The 17,474-nt window shown below is 54.9% G+C and carries 18 protein-coding genes; 13 read left to right on the top strand and 5 right to left on the bottom strand.

Going from position 1 to position 17,474, the window contains the following annotated elements:
* The first annotated feature begins 610 nt into the window (after window positions 1–610).
* The 8 genes from rpmH (at window position 611) to N6G83_RS47020 (ending at window position 7,336) form a co-directional block, all read left to right on the top strand.
* The gene (gene rpmH, locus N6G83_RS46985; protein ID WP_004093983.1) at window positions 611–751 is read left to right on the top strand and encodes a 50S ribosomal protein L34; all 141 of its coding nucleotides are present in this window, start codon (window positions 611–613) and stop codon (window positions 749–751) included.
* Between the two features lie 18 nt (window positions 752–769).
* The gene (rnpA, locus tag N6G83_RS46990; protein WP_004950547.1) at window positions 770–1,129 is read left to right on the top strand and encodes a ribonuclease P protein component; all 360 of its coding nucleotides are present in this window, start codon (window positions 770–772) and stop codon (window positions 1,127–1,129) included.
* The gene (yidD, locus tag N6G83_RS46995) at window positions 1,093–1,350 is read left to right on the top strand and encodes a membrane protein insertion efficiency factor YidD (RefSeq protein WP_025120915.1); all 258 of its coding nucleotides are present in this window, start codon (window positions 1,093–1,095) and stop codon (window positions 1,348–1,350) included. Before rnpA ends, yidD begins: the two co-directional genes overlap by 37 nt.
* Window positions 1,351–1,352: 2 nt before the next feature.
* On the top strand, window positions 1,353–2,993 hold the full coding sequence (yidC, locus tag N6G83_RS47000) for a membrane protein insertase YidC (RefSeq protein ID WP_074030826.1): 1,641 nt from the start codon (window positions 1,353–1,355) through the stop codon (window positions 2,991–2,993).
* Window positions 2,994–3,106: 113 nt separating this feature from the next.
* Window positions 3,107–4,471, top strand: coding sequence for a tRNA uridine-5-carboxymethylaminomethyl(34) synthesis GTPase MnmE (gene mnmE / locus N6G83_RS47005; RefSeq protein ID WP_024527359.1), 1,365 nt, complete (start codon window positions 3,107–3,109; stop codon window positions 4,469–4,471).
* 245 nt (window positions 4,472–4,716) lie between these two features.
* On the top strand, window positions 4,717–5,436 hold the full coding sequence (locus N6G83_RS47010) for a 4'-phosphopantetheinyl transferase family protein (protein WP_024527360.1): 720 nt from the start codon (window positions 4,717–4,719) through the stop codon (window positions 5,434–5,436).
* Between the two features lie 188 nt (window positions 5,437–5,624).
* Complete coding sequence (locus N6G83_RS47015; protein WP_024483320.1) at window positions 5,625–6,191, top strand: NADPH-dependent FMN reductase; 567 nt, start codon at window positions 5,625–5,627, stop codon at window positions 6,189–6,191.
* Window positions 6,192–6,283: 92 nt separating this feature from the next.
* A complete protein-coding gene (locus tag N6G83_RS47020; protein ID WP_211134723.1) occupies window positions 6,284–7,336 on the top strand; it encodes a hypothetical protein in 1,053 nt (350 codons plus the stop codon).
* Between the two features lie 80 nt (window positions 7,337–7,416).
* On the opposite strand, the gene N6G83_RS47025 is transcribed toward N6G83_RS47020, so the two are convergent.
* Entirely contained in the window at window positions 7,417–8,754 is a 1,338-nt protein-coding gene (locus tag N6G83_RS47025; RefSeq protein WP_211134722.1) for an NCS2 family permease, read from the bottom strand.
* A gap of 212 nt (window positions 8,755–8,966) precedes the next feature.
* On the opposite strand from N6G83_RS47025, the gene yieH reads away from it, so the two are divergent.
* Entirely contained in the window at window positions 8,967–9,632 is a 666-nt protein-coding gene (gene yieH / locus N6G83_RS47030; protein WP_024527362.1) for a 6-phosphogluconate phosphatase, read from the top strand.
* On the opposite strand, the gene N6G83_RS47035 is transcribed toward yieH, so the two are convergent.
* On the bottom strand, window positions 9,622–10,509 hold the full coding sequence (locus N6G83_RS47035) for a LysR substrate-binding domain-containing protein (protein WP_162304300.1): 888 nt from the start codon (window positions 10,507–10,509) through the stop codon (window positions 9,622–9,624). The genes yieH and N6G83_RS47035 overlap by 11 nt on opposite strands.
* Before the next feature lie 244 nt (window positions 10,510–10,753).
* Between N6G83_RS47035 and N6G83_RS47040 the strand changes: the two genes are divergently transcribed.
* From N6G83_RS47040 to N6G83_RS47055, 4 genes are read left to right on the top strand one after another with little or no spacing between them, the layout of a single operon-like run.
* Window positions 10,754–12,115, top strand: coding sequence for an MFS transporter (locus tag N6G83_RS47040; protein WP_074030819.1), 1,362 nt, complete (start codon window positions 10,754–10,756; stop codon window positions 12,113–12,115).
* 29 nt (window positions 12,116–12,144) lie between these two features.
* Window positions 12,145–12,648, top strand: coding sequence for a formaldehyde-activating enzyme (fae, locus tag N6G83_RS47045; RefSeq protein WP_081375806.1), 504 nt, complete (start codon window positions 12,145–12,147; stop codon window positions 12,646–12,648).
* Window positions 12,649–12,658: 10 nt separating this feature from the next.
* Entirely contained in the window at window positions 12,659–13,705 is a 1,047-nt protein-coding gene (locus tag N6G83_RS47050) for an aldo/keto reductase (protein WP_024527366.1), read from the top strand.
* Entirely contained in the window at window positions 13,702–15,147 is a 1,446-nt protein-coding gene (locus N6G83_RS47055) for an NAD-dependent succinate-semialdehyde dehydrogenase (RefSeq protein ID WP_199062986.1), read from the top strand. The genes N6G83_RS47050 and N6G83_RS47055 overlap by 4 nt, the downstream gene beginning before the upstream one ends.
* A gap of 92 nt (window positions 15,148–15,239) precedes the next feature.
* Here N6G83_RS47055 and N6G83_RS47060 read toward each other — a convergent pair whose 3' ends face one another.
* The 3 genes from N6G83_RS47060 to N6G83_RS47070 all read right to left on the bottom strand — a co-directional run bounded on the left by N6G83_RS47060 (window position 15,240) and on the right by N6G83_RS47070 (window position 17,472).
* Window positions 15,240–15,800, bottom strand: a complete 561-nt coding sequence (locus N6G83_RS47060) for a YagU family protein (RefSeq protein WP_024527368.1) — start codon at window positions 15,798–15,800, stop codon at window positions 15,240–15,242.
* 204 nt (window positions 15,801–16,004) lie between these two features.
* A complete protein-coding gene (locus tag N6G83_RS47065) occupies window positions 16,005–16,745 on the bottom strand; it encodes an amino acid ABC transporter permease (protein WP_024527369.1) in 741 nt (246 codons plus the stop codon).
* Between the two features lies 1 nt (window position 16,746).
* A complete protein-coding gene (locus tag N6G83_RS47070) occupies window positions 16,747–17,472 on the bottom strand; it encodes an amino acid ABC transporter permease (protein WP_074030813.1) in 726 nt (241 codons plus the stop codon).
* Window positions 17,473–17,474: the final 2 nt, after the last annotated feature.

Raw genomic sequence — 17,474 nt, forward strand, 5'->3', positions numbered from 1 at the left:
ACACGCCCGGTATTGGCTGAAAAACCTGTAGGGTATGCGAACCGCCTTTCACGGTTTATGCCCTTAACGATCCTGATTTGGGATCGCGATCGGAATGACGGATCATAGCGCAATCTGCGCAAGAGATCCTCCCCTTCATCACAGATTAGATCCATTTTATCCACAGCCCGTGAAGAGTGGCCAGTTTTTAACCAGCCCTGGATCGACACCGATGAGATCTGAGCCTGTGGGGCCGGGTTTTAGCGCCTTTCACAGGTTATACCTGGTTATCCACGCGGATCCTTGCAGAAAACACGCAGGATCGTACGGAGATCCTTGTGATTTACCCCCGAGTCCGTATAATCTTCGCCCACGTGTGATACCTGGTTCCTTAATGGTGAGTCATTTAGCCAAGACAGGATTCTGCGGTGACCACGGGCCAACACCGGATTTTACTCCGAATTGGCAGACAACCAGGTAGGCTAGCGCGATGTGAATTGACTCAGGACTGTACAATTATTACAATCCCGCCTCTTTATGTATTGCGATTGAGGCGTCGGTCATCTTCACGCCGAGTAGCCAAACGCATTTGACTTATCAGTATTTCATTTAAGTTTAGGTAGAAATCGCTATGAAACGCACTTTCCAACCGTCCGTACTGAAGCGTAACCGTAGCCACGGTTTCCGTGCTCGTATGGCCACCAAGAATGGTCGTCAAGTTCTGGCCCGCCGTCGTGCGAAAGGCCGTACTCGTCTGACTGTTTCTAAGTAATAAAAGCTAACCCGCTGAGTGGTTAAGCTCGCTTTTCCTAGGGAGTTACGTTTGTTAACTCCCACTCATTTCACTTTCGTCTTCCAGCAGCCACAACGGGCTGGCACGCCGCAAATCACCATCCTCGGCCGCCTGAACCAGCTGGGGCATCCCCGCATCGGTCTTACCGTCGCCAAAAAACACGTCAAGCGCGCGCATGAACGCAACCGGATCAAACGCCTAACCCGCGAGAGCTTCCGTTTACGTCAGCACGAACTACCGGCGATGGATTTTGTGGTGGTGGCCAAAAAAGGGATAGCGGATTTGGATAATCGTGCACTGACGGAAGCTTTGGAAAAATTATGGCGTCGCCACTGTCGCCAGGCTCCCGCATCCTGATCGGGCTGGTTCGGGCGTATCAGCTCGTGCTCAGCCCGCTGCTTGGGCCACGTTGTCGCTTCCAGCCGACATGTTCTCATTACGCAATTGAGGCATTACGCAGGTTTGGCATGTTAAAAGGCAGTTGGTTGACATTGAAACGCGTATTAAAATGCCACCCTTTGAACCCAGGTGGCGATGATCCCGTGCCGCCGAAAACCGACGATAACAGAGAACACTAACGATGGATTCGCAACGCAATCTTCTCCTCATCGCTCTGCTGTTCGTGTCTTTCATGATCTGGCAGGCCTGGCAAGTGGACAACGCTCCGCAACCAGCAGCCACCCAGACCACGCAACAGACTGCGAACCCAGCAACCGGTGATGCCGCAAGTTCAGCTGTACCAGGCAGTGGCCAGGGTAAACTGATCACCGTTAACACTGACGTGCTGTCGCTGACCATCAATACCCGTGGTGGCGATATCGAGCAGGCTAAACTGTTGGCCTACCCGGATACCCTGGGTTCATCGACTCCATTTACGCTGCTGGAATCCACTCCGTCATTCGTCTACCAGGCACAAAGCGGCCTGACGGGCAGAGACGGCCCGGATAACCCGGCAAACGGCGAGCGTCCTCTGTTTGAGGCGGCGCAGGATACCTTCACGCTGGCTGATGGCCAGGATGAACTGCGTATTCCGCTGACCTTTACCGGCAAAGACGGCTCGGTCTTCACCAAGACCTTTGTGCTCAAGCGTAACCATTATGCCGTTGGCGTGGACTATTCCATCGTCAACAAAAGCGCGACTCCGCTGGAACTGACCCTGTTTGGCCAGTTGAAGCAGACCACCGACTTGCCTAAGCATCGTGACACCGGCAGCAACAACTTTGCGCTGCATACCTTCCGTGGTGCGGCTTACTCTTCCAGCGACAACAAATACCAAAAGTATGCGTTCGACAAGGATGAGAATCTGAACGTCACCACCCAGGGCGGCTGGATTGCGATGTTGCAACAGTACTTCGCCACCGCGTGGGTGCCGCAGACTCAGGGCGTCAACACGTTCTATACCTCTAAGCCAGGTACCAACCTGTCTGCCATCGGCTTTAAAGCTGAGCCAGTAATTGTACAGCCAGGTGCTGAGAAGCAGCTGAATGCAACCCTGTGGGTTGGCCCAGAGCTGCAAGATCAGATGGCCCAACTGGCACCGCATCTGGATCTGACCGTTGATTACGGCTGGCTGTGGTTCATCTCCCAACCGCTGTTCAAACTGCTGAAGTTCATTCACAGTTTCATCGGCAACTGGGGCTTCTCGATCATCATCATCACCTTCATCGTGCGCGGCATCATGTACCCGCTGACCAAAGCGCAGTACACCTCGATGGCCAAAATGCGCATGCTGCAGCCAAAACTGCAGGCGATGCGTGAACGTATCGGTGATGACAAGCAGCGTATGAGCCAGGAAATGATGGCGTTGTACAAAGCTGAGAAGGTGAACCCGTTAGGGGGTTGCTTGCCGCTGGTTATCCAGATGCCAATCTTCCTGGCCCTGTACTACATGCTGATGGGCTCGGTTGAGCTGCGTCATGCGCCGTTCATCTGGTGGATCCATGACCTGTCGGCGCAAGACCCGTACTACATCCTGCCAGTGCTGATGGGTGTGACCATGTACTTCATCCAGAAGATGTCACCAACCACCGTGACTGACCCGATGCAGCAGAAAATCATGACCTTTATGCCGGTGATCTTCACAGTGTTCTTCCTGTGGTTCCCGTCTGGTCTGGTGCTGTACTATATCGTCAGTAACCTGGTGACCATCGTCCAGCAGCAGCTGATTTACCGCGGGCTGGAAAAACGTGGTCTGCACAGCCGCGACAAGAAGAAAGTCTAGTCTTGTTTTAGGCAACATCCGTAGGGGCCAGTGCCCCTACGACACCAGCCACGTTGCCAGTAGAGGCGGTCATTAGACCGCCTTTTTGCATATTGTCAGAGAGATAAACCGCTATGAACACCACCGATACCATCGCTGCTCTTGCTACTCCGCCCGGACGCGGCGGTGTCGGCATCCTGCGCATTTCAGGCCGCGGAGCCAAGGACGTTGCCCTGGCGGTACTCGGTAAACTGCCCAAGCCTCGTTATGCCGATTATCTGCCGTTCCGTGACGCCGAAGGCAGCACGCTGGATCAGGGGATTGCACTGTGGTTCCCCGGCCCCAATTCCTTTACCGGTGAAGACGTGCTGGAACTACAGGGCCACGGTGGGCCGGTGATCCTCGATCTGCTGCTCAAGCGCGTGTTGGCGCTGCCAGACGTGCGGATTGCCCGCCCAGGAGAGTTCTCGGAGCGCGCTTTCCTCAATGACAAGCTGGATTTAGCCCAGGCTGAAGCCATTGCCGATCTGATTGATGCCAGTTCCGAACAGGCAGCCCGTTCAGCGATGAACTCGCTGCAAGGCGCTTTTTCCATCCGTATCCATCAGCTTGTGGAAGCGCTCACTCACCTGCGCATCTATGTAGAAGCGGCGATCGACTTCCCGGATGAGGAGATCGACTTCCTTTCGGACGGTAAAATCGAAGCTCAGCTGAACGGCGTGATGGCCGATCTGGACGGCGTACGAGCCGAAGCGCGTCAAGGCAGCCTGCTGCGTGAAGGGATGAAGGTAGTGATCGCCGGGCGGCCCAACGCTGGCAAATCGAGCCTGCTCAATGAGCTGGCAGGACGTGAAGCGGCTATCGTCACCGACATTGCAGGTACCACGCGCGATGTGTTGCGCGAACATATTCATATCGATGGCATGCCACTGCACATTATCGATACCGCCGGGCTGCGGGAAGCCAGCGACGAAGTTGAGCGTATCGGCATCGAACGTGCCTGGAACGAGATCGAACAGGCGGATCGCGTGCTGTTTATGGTGGATGGCACCACCACCGACGCCACCGAACCCGCCGAGATCTGGCCAGAATTTATGGCACGTCTGCCCAGCACTTTGCCGATCACCGTCGTGCGCAACAAGGCCGACATTACCGGCGAGGCATTGGGCCTGAGCGAAGTAAATGGTCACTCACTTATTCGCCTGTCGGCGCGTACCGGTGAGGGGATCGACCTGCTGCGTGACCATCTGAAGCAGAGCATGGGCTTCACCAGCAATATGGAAGGTGGCTTCCTGGCCCGCCGCCGTCATTTGCAAGCACTGGAGCAGGCGGCACAGCATCTGGTGCAGGGTAAAGAACAGTTAGTGAGCGCTTACGCGGGGGAGTTGCTGGCCGAAGAACTGCGGTTGGCACAGCAGGCATTGAGCGAAATCACCGGGGAGTTTACCTCCGATGACCTGCTCGGGCGCATCTTCTCCAGCTTCTGTATTGGTAAGTAACCCAAGGTTCAGATACACGACCTCTTCAGCGTCCAAAGCCAAGCATTAACTCACTGTTTATGCTTGGCTTTATTTTTACACCCGCCAAAGTCTGCCCCGCGCCGCACTCCTGCCACTCCGCTGTTTTTTCATTCAACAGAAGAATAATTAAGAAAAAGATCATGCGAATTCTTAATGAAAAATCTTAACGTAATGCTTACTCTAGCACTCCAGTTTTTTTATGAGCCTCGGTCATGGAGTGAACAATGGCTTGTCATTTTATCCGATGGGATACGGTTGCAGAGCGTTTAGAGACCCATCGGCTACCTAAAGACCTGATCGAAAGAACTGCTAGCTTCTCCGTCAAGCGCCGTCGGCGTTTTTTGCAAGGCCGGATCCTGTTGGCCGAAATGATATTTTATTTGTATGGTATCCCGGTACTTCCCCCCATTGCTACGGCACCGACCGGGCGACCGTGCTTTGCCGATCATCATCTACCTGACTTCAGCCTCGCCTATGCTGGCAATACCATAGGCGTGCTACTGAGCCTGGAAGGCAAGGTAGGGTTGGATATTGAGGTGATGCGCGCGCGGAGTCACAACCTGCTGCATCAATACTCCAGCACCACAGAGAACGCCTGGATTGCGGCACAGCACGACCGTTTGGAAGCTGAAACCCAACTGTGGAGCATTCGCCAATGCGTGCTGAAACTGGCCGGCTTGGGTAACAGCGGCCAGGGTTTGCTGAATTTGCACCCTTTTTCCGGCCAATTACGCTGCAACACCCTACCCAACGTGCACGTCATGAGTGATGCAGGTGAGTATCTCAGCTGGGCCTGTGCCCATCAGCCTGGCTTGGATCGGCTGATCTGCTGGCAATATGACGAAAGCCAGGGCTTACAGAAATGCGACGAAATTTCATCACGTAACCCACCTCCCTCCACGCACTTTTTGAAATTGACCAGCCTCGCTTCTGTTACACGTTGAAAGCACCGATTTAACGTCTGTCTTCGGGGGAATATACAAAACAAAACTTTCCTTAACGCATGATTTACTGCTTTGAATTGTAAAAACAGATAAAAACTTAGACTCTGCCTAGGATACATCACCTATTTGCCCTATTATCTGCTGGTTGTTCTAAGCTGAGTCTGTTCATCAGAAAAGGGAGAATCAAAATGTCAGAGCAAGCACTAAAGATCGTCACGCTACTGGGGAGCCTGCGTAAAGGCTCTTATAACGCCATAGTCGCACGCGCTTTACCTCAGTTAGCTCCTCAGGGTGTCACTATCGAAGCCCTTCCCTCCATACGCGATATCCCACTGTACGATGCAGACCACCAGCAAGAAGAGGGTTTCCCGGCCACGGTAGAAGCCATTGCCGAACAAATCCGCCAGGCTGACGGCGTGATCATCGTAACGCCAGAATATAACTACTCTGTGCCAGGTGGCCTGAAAAACGCCATCGACTGGCTGTCCCGTTTGCCTAACCAACCGTTGGCCGGCAAACCGGTGGCGATCCAGACCAGCTCAATGGGGCCGATTGGCGGCGCACGTTGCCAATATCACCTACGCCAGATCCTGGTGTTCCTGGATGCCATGGTAATCAACAAACCTGAGTTTATGGGGGGAGTGATACAGAATAAGGTTGATGAGCAGGCGGGTGAACTGGTTGACCAAGGCACACGGGATTTCCTGACCGGCCAGTTGTCCGCATTCAGCGACTATATCCGCCGCGTAAAATAAGCTGCCAGGCGGCGCCCGGAGATAACACTATCGAAGGCGCCGTTTTTAATCGTTTTCTCATTAATATTATTGAAAAACAAAGTTATAAAATCATGCCTTTTTTTATTTTAGCCATCTTTTTGGCTTTTGCCACCAGTCCATTGTTTGCTGCACCCATGCTCTATCCTGAGGGAGAAGAGCCGCTAGAACTGCCTATCCATAGCCCGCTGAGTAAACCGTTGCCCCGCTCAGCCTACAATCAGGAGGATAAAAAAGCCGGCGCCACGTCGTTATATCTGACGCTGATGCGTGAAGATGGCCGTAATATCTGGGCCCCCTTTCAACTGGCTGCCTCCTCGGCCGAACAGGGCCAGACCGAGCTAGCCGAACGTTATCTGCAACTTAGCGCCAAGCGAGGATTGTGGTATTACTACAATCTGCTGGAAGACGACTCGTTCAGCAGCATTCAGCAAAGTGACACCTACCGTTCAATTCTGGCGACCACCAAAGCGCGCTATCAACAACACGCCGCAAAATTTGAAGGTAAACCTCACTATGCCGTGCCGAATGGCGAGCCACCGGCAGGAGGCTGGCCAACCATCGTCTACCTCCACCCCTACGGGAAAGCCGCCACCATCATCCCAGAAGATCGGTTGCTGTTTGCCGAGGCAGGGGTGGCCTATATTGAGATAAACGGCACGCAGATGCTGGCGGAAGGGAGCTTTCGCTGGTCTAACTACAGTTCTACCAGCACCCAGAGCGCCATTCAACGCACCCTGGAAAGCCTGGGCCCCAAGCTGAAGCTCAATCTCCAACAGGTTTACCTGACCGCCCGTGGTCAGGGGGCGCTACATGCGGCTAACCTAATGGCCAATTACCCGCAGTTTTATTCCGGAGCGCTGCTGATTGCCCCGAAGGGCCGCCTTCTCCCGGCGAAGCATTCACTGGCAGAAAACAAACGCATCATGATTGCCTATTACGATCGGCAGAATTTCAACGATCGAGCGCTGGCTCTTAATTTTGCTGACTTGTTCAGAGACAAAAATCAGGTCGAGATCGCCAATTTTGCCGAGGGGGAAGATAATATCGGTGGCTGGCAGACGCGGTATAACCGGCCTTTACGCTGGGTAATGGGTAGAGAAGAGGATGCCTCACCGGGCGCTTGAGAGTTACAGGGGCAGAATGCCCCTCAATGTTGCTGAATTTATCAGGGCCTAACGCATGTTAGGCCCCTATGTCGCGGGTATTAATGCCCGTCAACAAACGCAATTTTCAGCACGAACAACAGCGCCACCACGATCACGCAGGGGCTGATTTCACGCCAGCGGCCGGTGCCCAGCTTCATGATGCAGTAAGAGATAAAGCCCAGGGCAATCCCTTCGGTGATCGAGAAGCTGAAAGGCATCATGGCGGCGGTCACAAAGGCCGGAACCGCTTCGGTCATATCTTCCCACTTCACCCGCGCCAGGCTGGAGGTCATCAGCACCCCCACATAAATCAGCGCGCCCGCAGCAGCATAGGTTGGCACCATTTCCGCCAGCGGTGACAGGAAAATCACCAGCAGGAAGAGAATGCCTACTACCACGGCGGTCAGGCCAGTGCGCCCACCAACGGCCACCCCAGAGGAGCTTTCAATATAGGCGGTGACCGAAGACGTACCCGCAAAAGCACCCGCTACCGAGGTGATACTGTCCACGTACAGCGCCTGCTTCATACGCGGGAACTTGCCGTTTTCATCCGTCAGGCCAGCCTTGTCAGTCACTCCGATCAGCGTACCCGAGGAGTCAAACAGGTTGACCAGCATAAAGGAGAAAATCACACCTGCCAGGCCAATATTCAGCGCCCCGGCGATATCCACCTGGCCGACCACGGAGGTGACGTCCGGCGGTAGGGAAAATACGCCGCCATACTTCACGTCGCCCAATGCCCAGCCGATCAGCGTGGTTACCACGATAGAAACCAGTACCGCAGCATGGATATTACGCGAAGCCAGCACCGCGATAATAAAGAAGCCCAAGGCTCCCAGCAGCACGCTGTGGGAGGTCAGATTGCCTACGGCTACCAGCGTATCCGGGTTGGCGACCACGATACCGGCGTTTTTCAGCCCCATCATGGCGATAAACAGGCCGATACCGCTGGTGATGCCCACGCGCAGGCTCAGCGGGATATTGGCAATCATCCAGTAGCGAATACGGAAAATGGTCAGCAACAGGAAACCGATTGCGCCCCAGAAAATAGCGCCCATGCCGACCTGCCATGAAATCCCCATCGCGCCGACCACCACAAACGCGAAGAACGCGTTGAGGCCCATCGCTGGAGCCAGCGCCACCGGCAGGTTAGCCAGCAAGCCCATCAGGATACTGCCCAATGCGGCAACCAGGCAGGTGGTGACAAACACCGCCTGGGTATCCATGCCCGCCGCACCCAGGATCTGCGGGTTAACGAACACGATATACACCATGGTTAAAAAGGTGGTGAGGCCGGCAATCGTTTCCGTACGTACCGTGGTGCCATGCTGCTTGAGTTTAAACACGCGCTCAAGCAAGCCCTGATTGGCATCAAGGCTGAGGTCTTGTTTGCTCATTATAGAATTCCGAAGAGGGATTAGGACTGTCGCTGGCTATCCTATAACAAAAAGTCCGGGTTTTGACCTCGCTCACAGGTTTTTTTCGCCATCTTTACGGCTATAACGGCCAACAAGTTGTATTTATTGAGATTGATTGCCAAAGGGGGACAACCCGCTGCGATCCGGTTAAAGTAACAGCAGTCATGACTTAACCGAGGGCGCTTACCCCAATGAATCAGGTTGAATGTGTTTTATTTGATTGCGATGGCACACTGGTAGATAGCGAAGTGCTGTGCAGCAAGGCCTATGTGCATATGTTTGCCCACTACGGCATCGAGCTGGCACTGGAAGAGGTATTTAAAAAGTACAAAGGGATCAAACTCTACGAGATTATTGAGCGGGTTAACGCTGAGCAAGGGGTAAATTTACCCACCAGCGATCTGGAGCCGATTTTTCGCCAGGAAGTGGCCCGTCTGTTTGATGCCGAGCTCCAGCCGATTGCCGGTGCGCGTGAGCTGCTGGCACAAATGAATGCCCCGATGTGCACCGTTTCTAACGGCCCGGTGAGCAAAATGCAGCATTCCCTGGGGTTAACCGACATGCTGTCCTATTTTGATGACCGGTTGTTCAGCGGTTACGATATTCAACGCTGGAAACCCGATCCGGCCATCGTTTTCCATGCCGCCGAACAGATGCAGGTGCCCGTAGAGCGCTGTATTTTGGTGGATGATTCCGTTGCCGGTGCCCAGGCGGGGATCGCGGCTGGCATTCCGGTGTTCTACTTCTGCGCCGATCCTCATAATCAACCGATCGATCACCCGTTGGTGACGACGTTTGACGATCTGGCACAACTGCCTACGCTGTGGCAACAGCGGGGTTGGCAACTTACCCGTTAACCGCGTCTACCCGGCCAATCTCGGCCCGCAACCAATCATGAAAATACTGTACGCGGGGTAATTCCCGCTTACCTGGCGGGATCTCCAACCAGTAGCCGTTGGTACTTTTCAGCTCCAGCGGCGAGAGTAGTATCAACAATCCACTGTTCAATTCATTGCGGATCATCATCTTATCCAGCACCGCATAGCCCGCGCCGGTAATACAAGCGTTGATCACCTGATCCTGGGTGCTGAACTCCAATCCGCCAAGTTCTTGCACCTCACTGCGCCCTGCCGCTGCCAACCAGCGTTGCCAGGTGTCCATCCGGCTATCACCATCAAGAATATGCAGCTGCGGCTGGGTATTGAGCGGAGGAAACACGCCATTGATCATCAACAATGGGCTGCCCACCAGCACCAGTTGCTCATGACACAGCCATTCGCCATCAACACCTTCCGAAGCCTGGCCAAAACGAACCGCACAGTCAAAATCACAGTATTTCTGCCGGGTTTCGCTGATCAGGGCAATCTGCAACTGGCTATTACGCTGGCGCAGCGTGACCAGACGCGGGGCAAGCCAACGGGTGGCGAAGGTCGGTGCAATCTGCAAGCGCAGGTGCTGCAAGGGATTATGCAGTTGCACGTGGCGCACGCCCTCCTCCAGAATATCCAACGATTGCCGCACCACCGGCAGCAGCAGCATGGCATCTTGCGTCAATGCCAGACCGCTGTGGCTGCGCACAAACAGCAGCTTGCCAAGAAACTCCTCCAACTGCTTCATCTGACGGCTAGCCGCGCTCTGAGTGATAAACAGAGCGTCGGCGGCCTTGCTGAAACTCAGCGTCCGGCAGGTTTCCTCGAAGACTCGTAACATACTGAGAGATGGAAGTTTTCTCACCGTCCATTTACCTCGGCATCAAACACTCGCAATGTTAATAACATGTTGTCAATTTGCTGCATTACCTCAGGGTGCGCAGCGTTTATTTGCCTAAAACCAGAGGCAGATCACATGCATTTTCTGCTGAGGGGTATGACTAAAACGCACTCGCCTAGCGCCTCGCTCGCTGCCACATTGTTAACGTCATAAAAACAAAAAACCAACAACATCCCTACAAGCACCGCTCCAACAGGAGGACAGGTAGATGCAGCATTTAACACAACAACAGATCCGCATGGATGACGTCCCGTTAAATCGGTTCCATATCAAAATCGCCGGGCTGACCTTCGGCGCTCACTTCACCGACGGCTATGTGCTGGGCGTGATCGGCTTCGCACTGGCCCAGATCAAACCGCAAATGGGCCTTACTCCATTCTGGGAGGGCATGCTCGGCAGCTCGGCGCTGATCGGGCTGTTTATGGGTAGCCTGGTTCTAGGGTGGATCTCCGACTACATCGGCCGCCAGAAAATCTTCAGTTTCAGCTTTGTGATTATTACCCTCGCCTCGGCACTGCAATTCTTCGCCACCACGCCAGAACAGCTGTTCCTGCTACGGGTAATGGTAGGGATCGGGCTTGGGGGAGATTTCTCGGTAGGGCACACCATGCTGGCCGAGTTTTCTCCCCGTAAACACCGGGGTGTGTTACTCGGTTCATTCAGCGTGATCTGGACTTTCGGCTACGTGGCTGCCGGTTTCGCAGGCCACTTCCTGACGGCATTAGGGCCGGATGCCTGGCGCTGGCTGCTGTCTTCTTCAGCCATCCCCGCTTTGGCCATTCTGTTGATGCGCATCGGCACGCCGGAATCCCCACGCTGGTTGATGGGTAAGGGGCGGCGCGAACAGGCCATGGCGATCGTGCATAAATACTTCGGCCCGAATGTCTTGCTGATCGATGAGGCCCCGGTGATGTCCAAACAGCGTTTTCTGTCGCTCTTTGGCCCTAAATACCGCCGCCGCACCGCCTTTAACAGCCTGTTCTTCGTCTGTCTGGTGATCCCCTATTTCGCCATCTATACCTTCCTGCCCTCCATTCTCCAGGTGATGGGGTTGGATAACAGCTTCTCTACCGACCTGTTGCTGAACGGCCTGCTGATCGTCGGGGCGTTGTTGGGGATTGTGCTGACGGTGGTTTGCTCACGCCGTGGCTTCCTGATTGGCTCTTTTATCTTCCTCGCCGCCTGTCTGGTGATGCTGAGCATTATTCCTGCCAGCCAAACGGCCTGGCTGATCGCCTGCTTTGCCGCCTTTACGCTAGTGATGTCCGCGGTAAGCAACCTGGTGGGCGTTTTCCCCGCCGAAAGCTTCCCTACAGAAGTACGTTCAATGGGTGTCGGCTTCGCCACCTCGATGAGTCGTCTGGGTTCGGCTATCGGTACTGGCCTGCTGCCCCTGGCCATCGTGCATTACGGCATGCCAACCACTACCGCCATCCTGGCGTTGATATTGATTATTGGCGCCATCGTTTCCATCGCCTGGGCACCAGAAACCAAAGGCCTGACGCTGGTTGATGCTGCGCAAGGCCCGGTATCACAGGCAGACAACGCTTTCGCCGTTCCGGCTAAATAACACCACCTTGATGAGAACAGGAGATTTTTGTGGAAATGTATATCGGTGAAGGGTTTGAAGGTAACGGCGTCAATGCCTCGCATATCAATATCATGATCGGCCCTCGTAATGGCGTAGTCGGCCAGGCATTCGCCTCAAGCCTGGCCTCCCCCAGCCAAGGGCATTGTCCTTTTATGGTGGTGATCAAACCCAATGTGCCTGCCAAGCCGATGACGCTGTACGTCAATAAAGCGGAGATCGGCGGTGAGTTGCATGGCAATGCCACCTGGGGAGCCTCGCAGGCCGCCATTGCCAAAGCGGTGACCGAGGCGCTGCTGGAGGGCATTTTGCCTGCACAGGCGGAAGATGAGTGGTGCATCGTCACCGCCAACTGGGTGAACCCAGGCTGTAACGATATCGACGAGGTTTATCGCAATAACTATCGTGCCTGTACCCAGGCAATTCGTGCAGCGATGGAAAAATTGCCAACGCGCAGCCAACTGACCCAAGCCCTGCCGCAGTTAGGCAACCCTTTCTACACCCCTAAGGCATGAGGAGAGCGCCATGGAATACATCAATCTGGGCCAGTGTGGCCTGAAAGTCTCTCGCCTGTGCCTCGGCACCATGAATATGGGTAGCAAACAGTGGAAACCGTGGATTTTCGATGAAGCGCAAAGCGAGCCGTTGATCCGCCACGCGTTGGAAAGCGGCATCAACTTTATCGATCTGGCTGACTTCTACTCCAGCGGTGCCGGGGAAGAGGTGGTAGGACGGGTGATCAGGCGCATTGCCAACCGCGACGAACTGGTGCTGACCACCAAAGTGGGCTATCCGATTGGCGCTGGTTTCAACAATCAGGGGCATTCCCGCAAACATATCATGGAGAGCATCGACGCCAGCCTGCGTCGCCTGGGCACCGACTATGTGGATATCTACATGCTGCACTACTTCGACGTGACAACGCCGATCGAAGAAACCTGGGCGGCAATGAACGATATCGTGCGTTCCGGCAAGGCGCGTTATGTCGGCGTATCGACCATGTATACCTGGCAGTTGGCCAAAATCCTGTGGTGCTGCGAACGCAACGGCTACGCCAAACCGATCAATATGCAATTGCAACTCAACTGCGCTTACCGCGAGGAAGAGCGTGAAATGATCCCATTCTGCCGCGATCAGGGGCTGGGGGTATCGGTCTTCAGCCCATTAGCCAGGGGGTTATTGAGCTGCGACTTCAACTCCGTGCGCAACAAAACCGACTTCTTCACCCAGGAAATGTATGCCGATGCCACCTCGTTTAACGTGGCACAGTCGGTAAGCCAGGTTGCCCAGCAGCGCGGAGTCCCAGCCGCCCAGATTGCCCAGGCCTGGGTCATCAACCATCCCGGGGTCGACTGTATGCTGGTTGGAGCGGACTCAACACAACAGATCGACAGCGCCGTGGCGGCACTGGATACCCATCTCAGTGAAGATGAACGCTACGAGCTGGAGCGCAACTATACCCCTTGCGATGTGATTAACGACTACACCGCAGGCAAGCGTATTACGCGTGAAAGCCGTGCGGCGCGCGGTTTTTTTGCAGTAGATAACCTAGAGACAAGGAATATCGCATGACGGCTTATGCTTCATTGCTTCGTACCGGCTGGTACTGCAACGGCAGTTGGCAAACGGCTGCCAGCACTTACCCGGTCAATAATCCGGCCACCGGCGAAAAGGTTACCGATGTTGCGCTGGCAGGCCGCACTGAAACGCAGGCCGCCATTGCAGCCGCCGCCGCTGCACTCCCGGCATGGCGCGCTCAAACGGCCAAGGCGCGGGCAGAAATCCTGCAACGCTGGTTTCAGCTGATCGTGCAGCATAAAGATCAACTGGCGGAATTGATGGTCACCGAGCAAGGTAAGGTGTTGAGCGAGGCCACCGGCGAAGTGGTCTACGCCGCCAGCTTTATCGAATGGTTCGCCGAAGAAGGTAAACGCGCCTACGGCAAGACAATTCAGGCAACCAAGAGTGGCAATCAAATTCTCACGTTTAAGGAGCCGGTTGGGGTGATCGCGGCGATCACTCCGTGGAATTTCCCTCTGGCGATGCTGACACGCAAGCTTGGCCCTGCATTGGCTGCGGGTTGTACTGCGGTGGTCAAACCTGCCAACGAAACCCCGCTTTCCGCTTTCGCCCTGATTGTACTGGCTGAACAGGCAGGGGTTCCTGCCGGGGTGATTAACGCGGTCACCGGAGATACCGCCGCCATTGGTGAAACGCTGATGACCAGCCCATTGGTGCGCAAAGTCTCCTTCACCGGCTCAACCCCGGTCGGCAAGCTGTTGATGCGCCAGGCGGCAGATACGGTGAAAAAGCTGTCGCTGGAACTGGGCGGCAACGCGCCGTTCCTCGTATTTGACGATGCCGATCTCGATGCGGCAGTCGCCGGGGCCATGGCGGCCAAATTCCGCAACAGCGGGCAAACCTGCGTCTGCGTCAATCGCTTCTACGTGCAAGACGGCATTTACGATCGCTTTGTCGAGAAATTGGCCGATGCCGCACGGTCACTAAAAGTGGCTCCGGGCATGACGCCTGGCGCGCAGCAGGGACCGCTGATCCATCTGAAAGCGGTTGAGAAAGTGCAGGCACACGTGCAGGACGCCCTGAAGCTGGGTGCAAAACTGGTGTGCGGTGGTGAACGCCATGCGCTCGGCGGCTCCTTCTTCCAGCCTACCGTGCTGGCCAACGCCACCGAGCGGATGCGTCTGGCGCAGGAAGAAACCTTTGGCCCGCTGGCCGCCTGCTTCCGCTTTAGCGACGAGGATGACGCCATCAGCCGTGCCAATGCTACGCCGTTTGGGCTGGCAGCCTATCTGTATACGCGTGATCTGGCGCGAGCCTTCCGCGTGACCAAGGCGCTGGAAAGCGGCATGGTTGGCGTGAATGAAGGGATTATTTCTACCGAGGTTGCGCCTTTTGGCGGAGTGAAAGAATCTGGGCTAGGCCGCGAAGGGGCGGATATTGGTCTGGATGAGTATCTGGAAACCAAATACGTTAATCTGGGGCAATTGTTGTAAATGCCCCTAACTCTCCCCCTCTCCCAAGGGAGAGGGAATTGATCGAGTTCGTTGATATTCAGCGGGGAGAATACCCCGCTGAACGTTATCGATTAACGATAGGATCCCAGCGGAACTTCGGCATCAGGCTCATGGGTAATTCTGTTACGTAAATCCCGACGTACTATCTCAATCACCCAAAACCAAAATATATGCCCCAAAATTTCAGAAAGGTACTCATCAAATGGCAGCATTGAAAGCGGAGGAGTCAAACCAAGCAAAGGGAAACTAATGCCATGCACGGCAACGGTGGCAATGATACCCGCCAGCACCCCCTGCCAAAGTTTGACCTTTGGAAAAACTTCGGCAACCAAGCAGTAACCAATCGCAAAGACCAACGAAAATATGACGTGCGTAACCATAACCGGATTAATAATATGCTCAGAAAAGGTATATACCGTACCGGTTGGATCTATCCCAAGATAATCTCTTAAAAAAAGATAGGGCGGGTTAAATTCAGCCCGGCCATCACTCAGGGTTCTTGGCGGTAGCGGAACCTCTGCCCCCCACTTGACAAAAGCAGAGAGGATCCCGCCAATAATGCCAACAAACAAGGCAACGCCATACCGCCGCCGACCTGGATCCGTTTTTATAAATAACGCACTAATTTTCATAATGATAACCATCCAATGGAAATATATAAATCACTCTTATTTATACTCTAAATAACTCAAGCTGCATGATAAAAACGCAATGCATTGATCATCATCATAAATTTAACGCAATGCGATAAGAAATCATAATAATTCAAGCCCCAATATCATGCCAATTAATTAGCCATGGTATAGATAGGGGCAACCATTGCTACTGTAGCCTGATTAACTAGCCGGTAACGGCGGGCGATTGCGCCACCAGCGCCAGCTGCGTTTTAGCGCTTTAGTCTGCGGGCTAAGGCGTTTGTTCAACCCGTTCGCCAGCACGTCCAGCGTCAGGCAGAAGATGAAATAGACCAGCGCCACAAACAGGAACACCTCCATCGGGTAAACCATGCTGCGGTTGTTGACCTGGGTAGCCAGGAAGGTCAACTCACCCACGCCGACGATGTACGCCAGCGAAGTGTCTTTAATCAGCGAGATCCACTGGTTGATAAACGAAGGCACCATCATGCGCAGCGCCTGCGGCAAGACGATCATCCGCAGCACCTGCCAGCGGTTTAAACCGAGCGATAGCCCCGCCTGCCACTGCCCGGCACCGATAGCCACGATCCCCGCTTTTACCGCATGGGCCAGATAGGCCGAGGCGATCAACGCCAACGCGCACACCACGGTGGTAATTTCCGGGATGTCGACGCCAAACACGATTGGCAGCAGGAAGTAAGTCCAAAAAATCAGCATGATCACTGGGATGGCGCGGAAGAATCCGAGCACCATCGCCAATAACCCAGCCAGCACCCCACGCGACATCGCCAGCGCGACACCCAGCAGCGTCCCCAGAATTGCCGACGCCAGCCCGGCCATCAGGCTGATCGCCAACGTCAACGCAGCACCGCCCAAAGGCCCGTCCGGGAAGGTGCCCCACAGCAGGTAGCCCAGGTTTTCCTGGATAACGGTAAAGTCCATCTTAGTGTCCCCCCAGCGGTTTACGCTGTTGACGCCACATGCCCCAACCTTCCAACAGGGCAATAATGGCGATATACAACACCGTTGCCACGCCAAACGCCTGGAAGGTCCGCAAGGTTTCGGTTTCCACCTGGCGCGAAGCGTAAGACAGCTCAGCCAGGCCGATCGCCATAGTCAGCGACGAGTTCTTAATCACGTTCATGTACTGCCCCAGCAACGGCGGGAAAGCGATTTTCAGCGCCTGCGGCAGCACCACATAGCGCATCGATTGCCAGCCGGTCAGCCCTAACGCGTAGGCCGCGTGCTTTTGCCCTCTGGCGACGCCACGGATGCCGGAGCGGATCTCTTCGGCAATAAACGCGGTGGAATAAAGCGTCAAGCCGAAGAAGCCCGCCAGGAATTCAAACGAGGGCCAGTCGAACAGGCCTAACTGATGGGGGGTATTCAGCCATTGCATGGCGAAGGAGGGCAGGATTTGCCCGGCGGCAAAATACCAGAAGAACAGTTGCACCAGCAGAGGAGTATTGCGAAATAGTGCGCTGTAGGCCACCGCCAGCCAGCTTAACGGGCGCAGGCTGCTGTCCCGCATCGCCGCCAGGCCAAAACCCAGCAGCGTTGCCGCCAGCCCGGCACAGGCCGACAGCCATAAGGTCATCAAGAAGCCATTCCATAGCCAGCTCAGATACTGCGGCGCCAACAGCCAGTCTGAGAGTTGTTGCAGATTCATGC

The sequence above is a fragment of the Serratia sp. PL7 genome, assembly GCF_945957435.1.

Excerpts from the sequence above, each read along its gene's own strand:
- rpmH (WP_004093983.1), top strand. The coding sequence starts at position 611 with ATGAAACGCACTTTCCAACCGTCCGTACTGAAGCGTAACCGTAGCCAC.
- yidD (WP_025120915.1), top strand. The coding sequence starts at position 1,093 with ATGGCGTCGCCACTGTCGCCAGGCTCCCGCATCCTGATCGGGCTGGTT.
- yidC (WP_074030826.1), top strand. The coding sequence starts at position 1,353 with ATGGATTCGCAACGCAATCTTCTCCTCATCGCTCTGCTGTTCGTGTCT.
- mnmE (WP_024527359.1), top strand. The coding sequence starts at position 3,107 with ATGAACACCACCGATACCATCGCTGCTCTTGCTACTCCGCCCGGACGC.
- N6G83_RS47010 (WP_024527360.1), top strand. The coding sequence starts at position 4,717 with ATGGCTTGTCATTTTATCCGATGGGATACGGTTGCAGAGCGTTTAGAG.
- N6G83_RS47015 (WP_024483320.1), top strand. The coding sequence starts at position 5,625 with ATGTCAGAGCAAGCACTAAAGATCGTCACGCTACTGGGGAGCCTGCGT.
- N6G83_RS47020 (WP_211134723.1), top strand. The coding sequence starts at position 6,284 with ATGCCTTTTTTTATTTTAGCCATCTTTTTGGCTTTTGCCACCAGTCCA.
- N6G83_RS47025 (WP_211134722.1), bottom strand. The coding sequence starts at position 8,754 with ATGAGCAAACAAGACCTCAGCCTTGATGCCAATCAGGGCTTGCTTGAG.
- yieH (WP_024527362.1), top strand. The coding sequence starts at position 8,967 with ATGAATCAGGTTGAATGTGTTTTATTTGATTGCGATGGCACACTGGTA.
- N6G83_RS47040 (WP_074030819.1), top strand. The coding sequence starts at position 10,754 with ATGCAGCATTTAACACAACAACAGATCCGCATGGATGACGTCCCGTTA.
- N6G83_RS47050 (WP_024527366.1), top strand. The coding sequence starts at position 12,659 with ATGGAATACATCAATCTGGGCCAGTGTGGCCTGAAAGTCTCTCGCCTG.
- N6G83_RS47055 (WP_199062986.1), top strand. The coding sequence starts at position 13,702 with ATGACGGCTTATGCTTCATTGCTTCGTACCGGCTGGTACTGCAACGGC.
- N6G83_RS47060 (WP_024527368.1), bottom strand. The coding sequence starts at position 15,800 with ATGAAAATTAGTGCGTTATTTATAAAAACGGATCCAGGTCGGCGGCGG.
- N6G83_RS47065 (WP_024527369.1), bottom strand. The coding sequence starts at position 16,745 with ATGGACTTTACCGTTATCCAGGAAAACCTGGGCTACCTGCTGTGGGGC.
- N6G83_RS47070 (WP_074030813.1), bottom strand. The coding sequence starts at position 17,472 with ATGAATCTGCAACAACTCTCAGACTGGCTGTTGGCGCCGCAGTATCTG.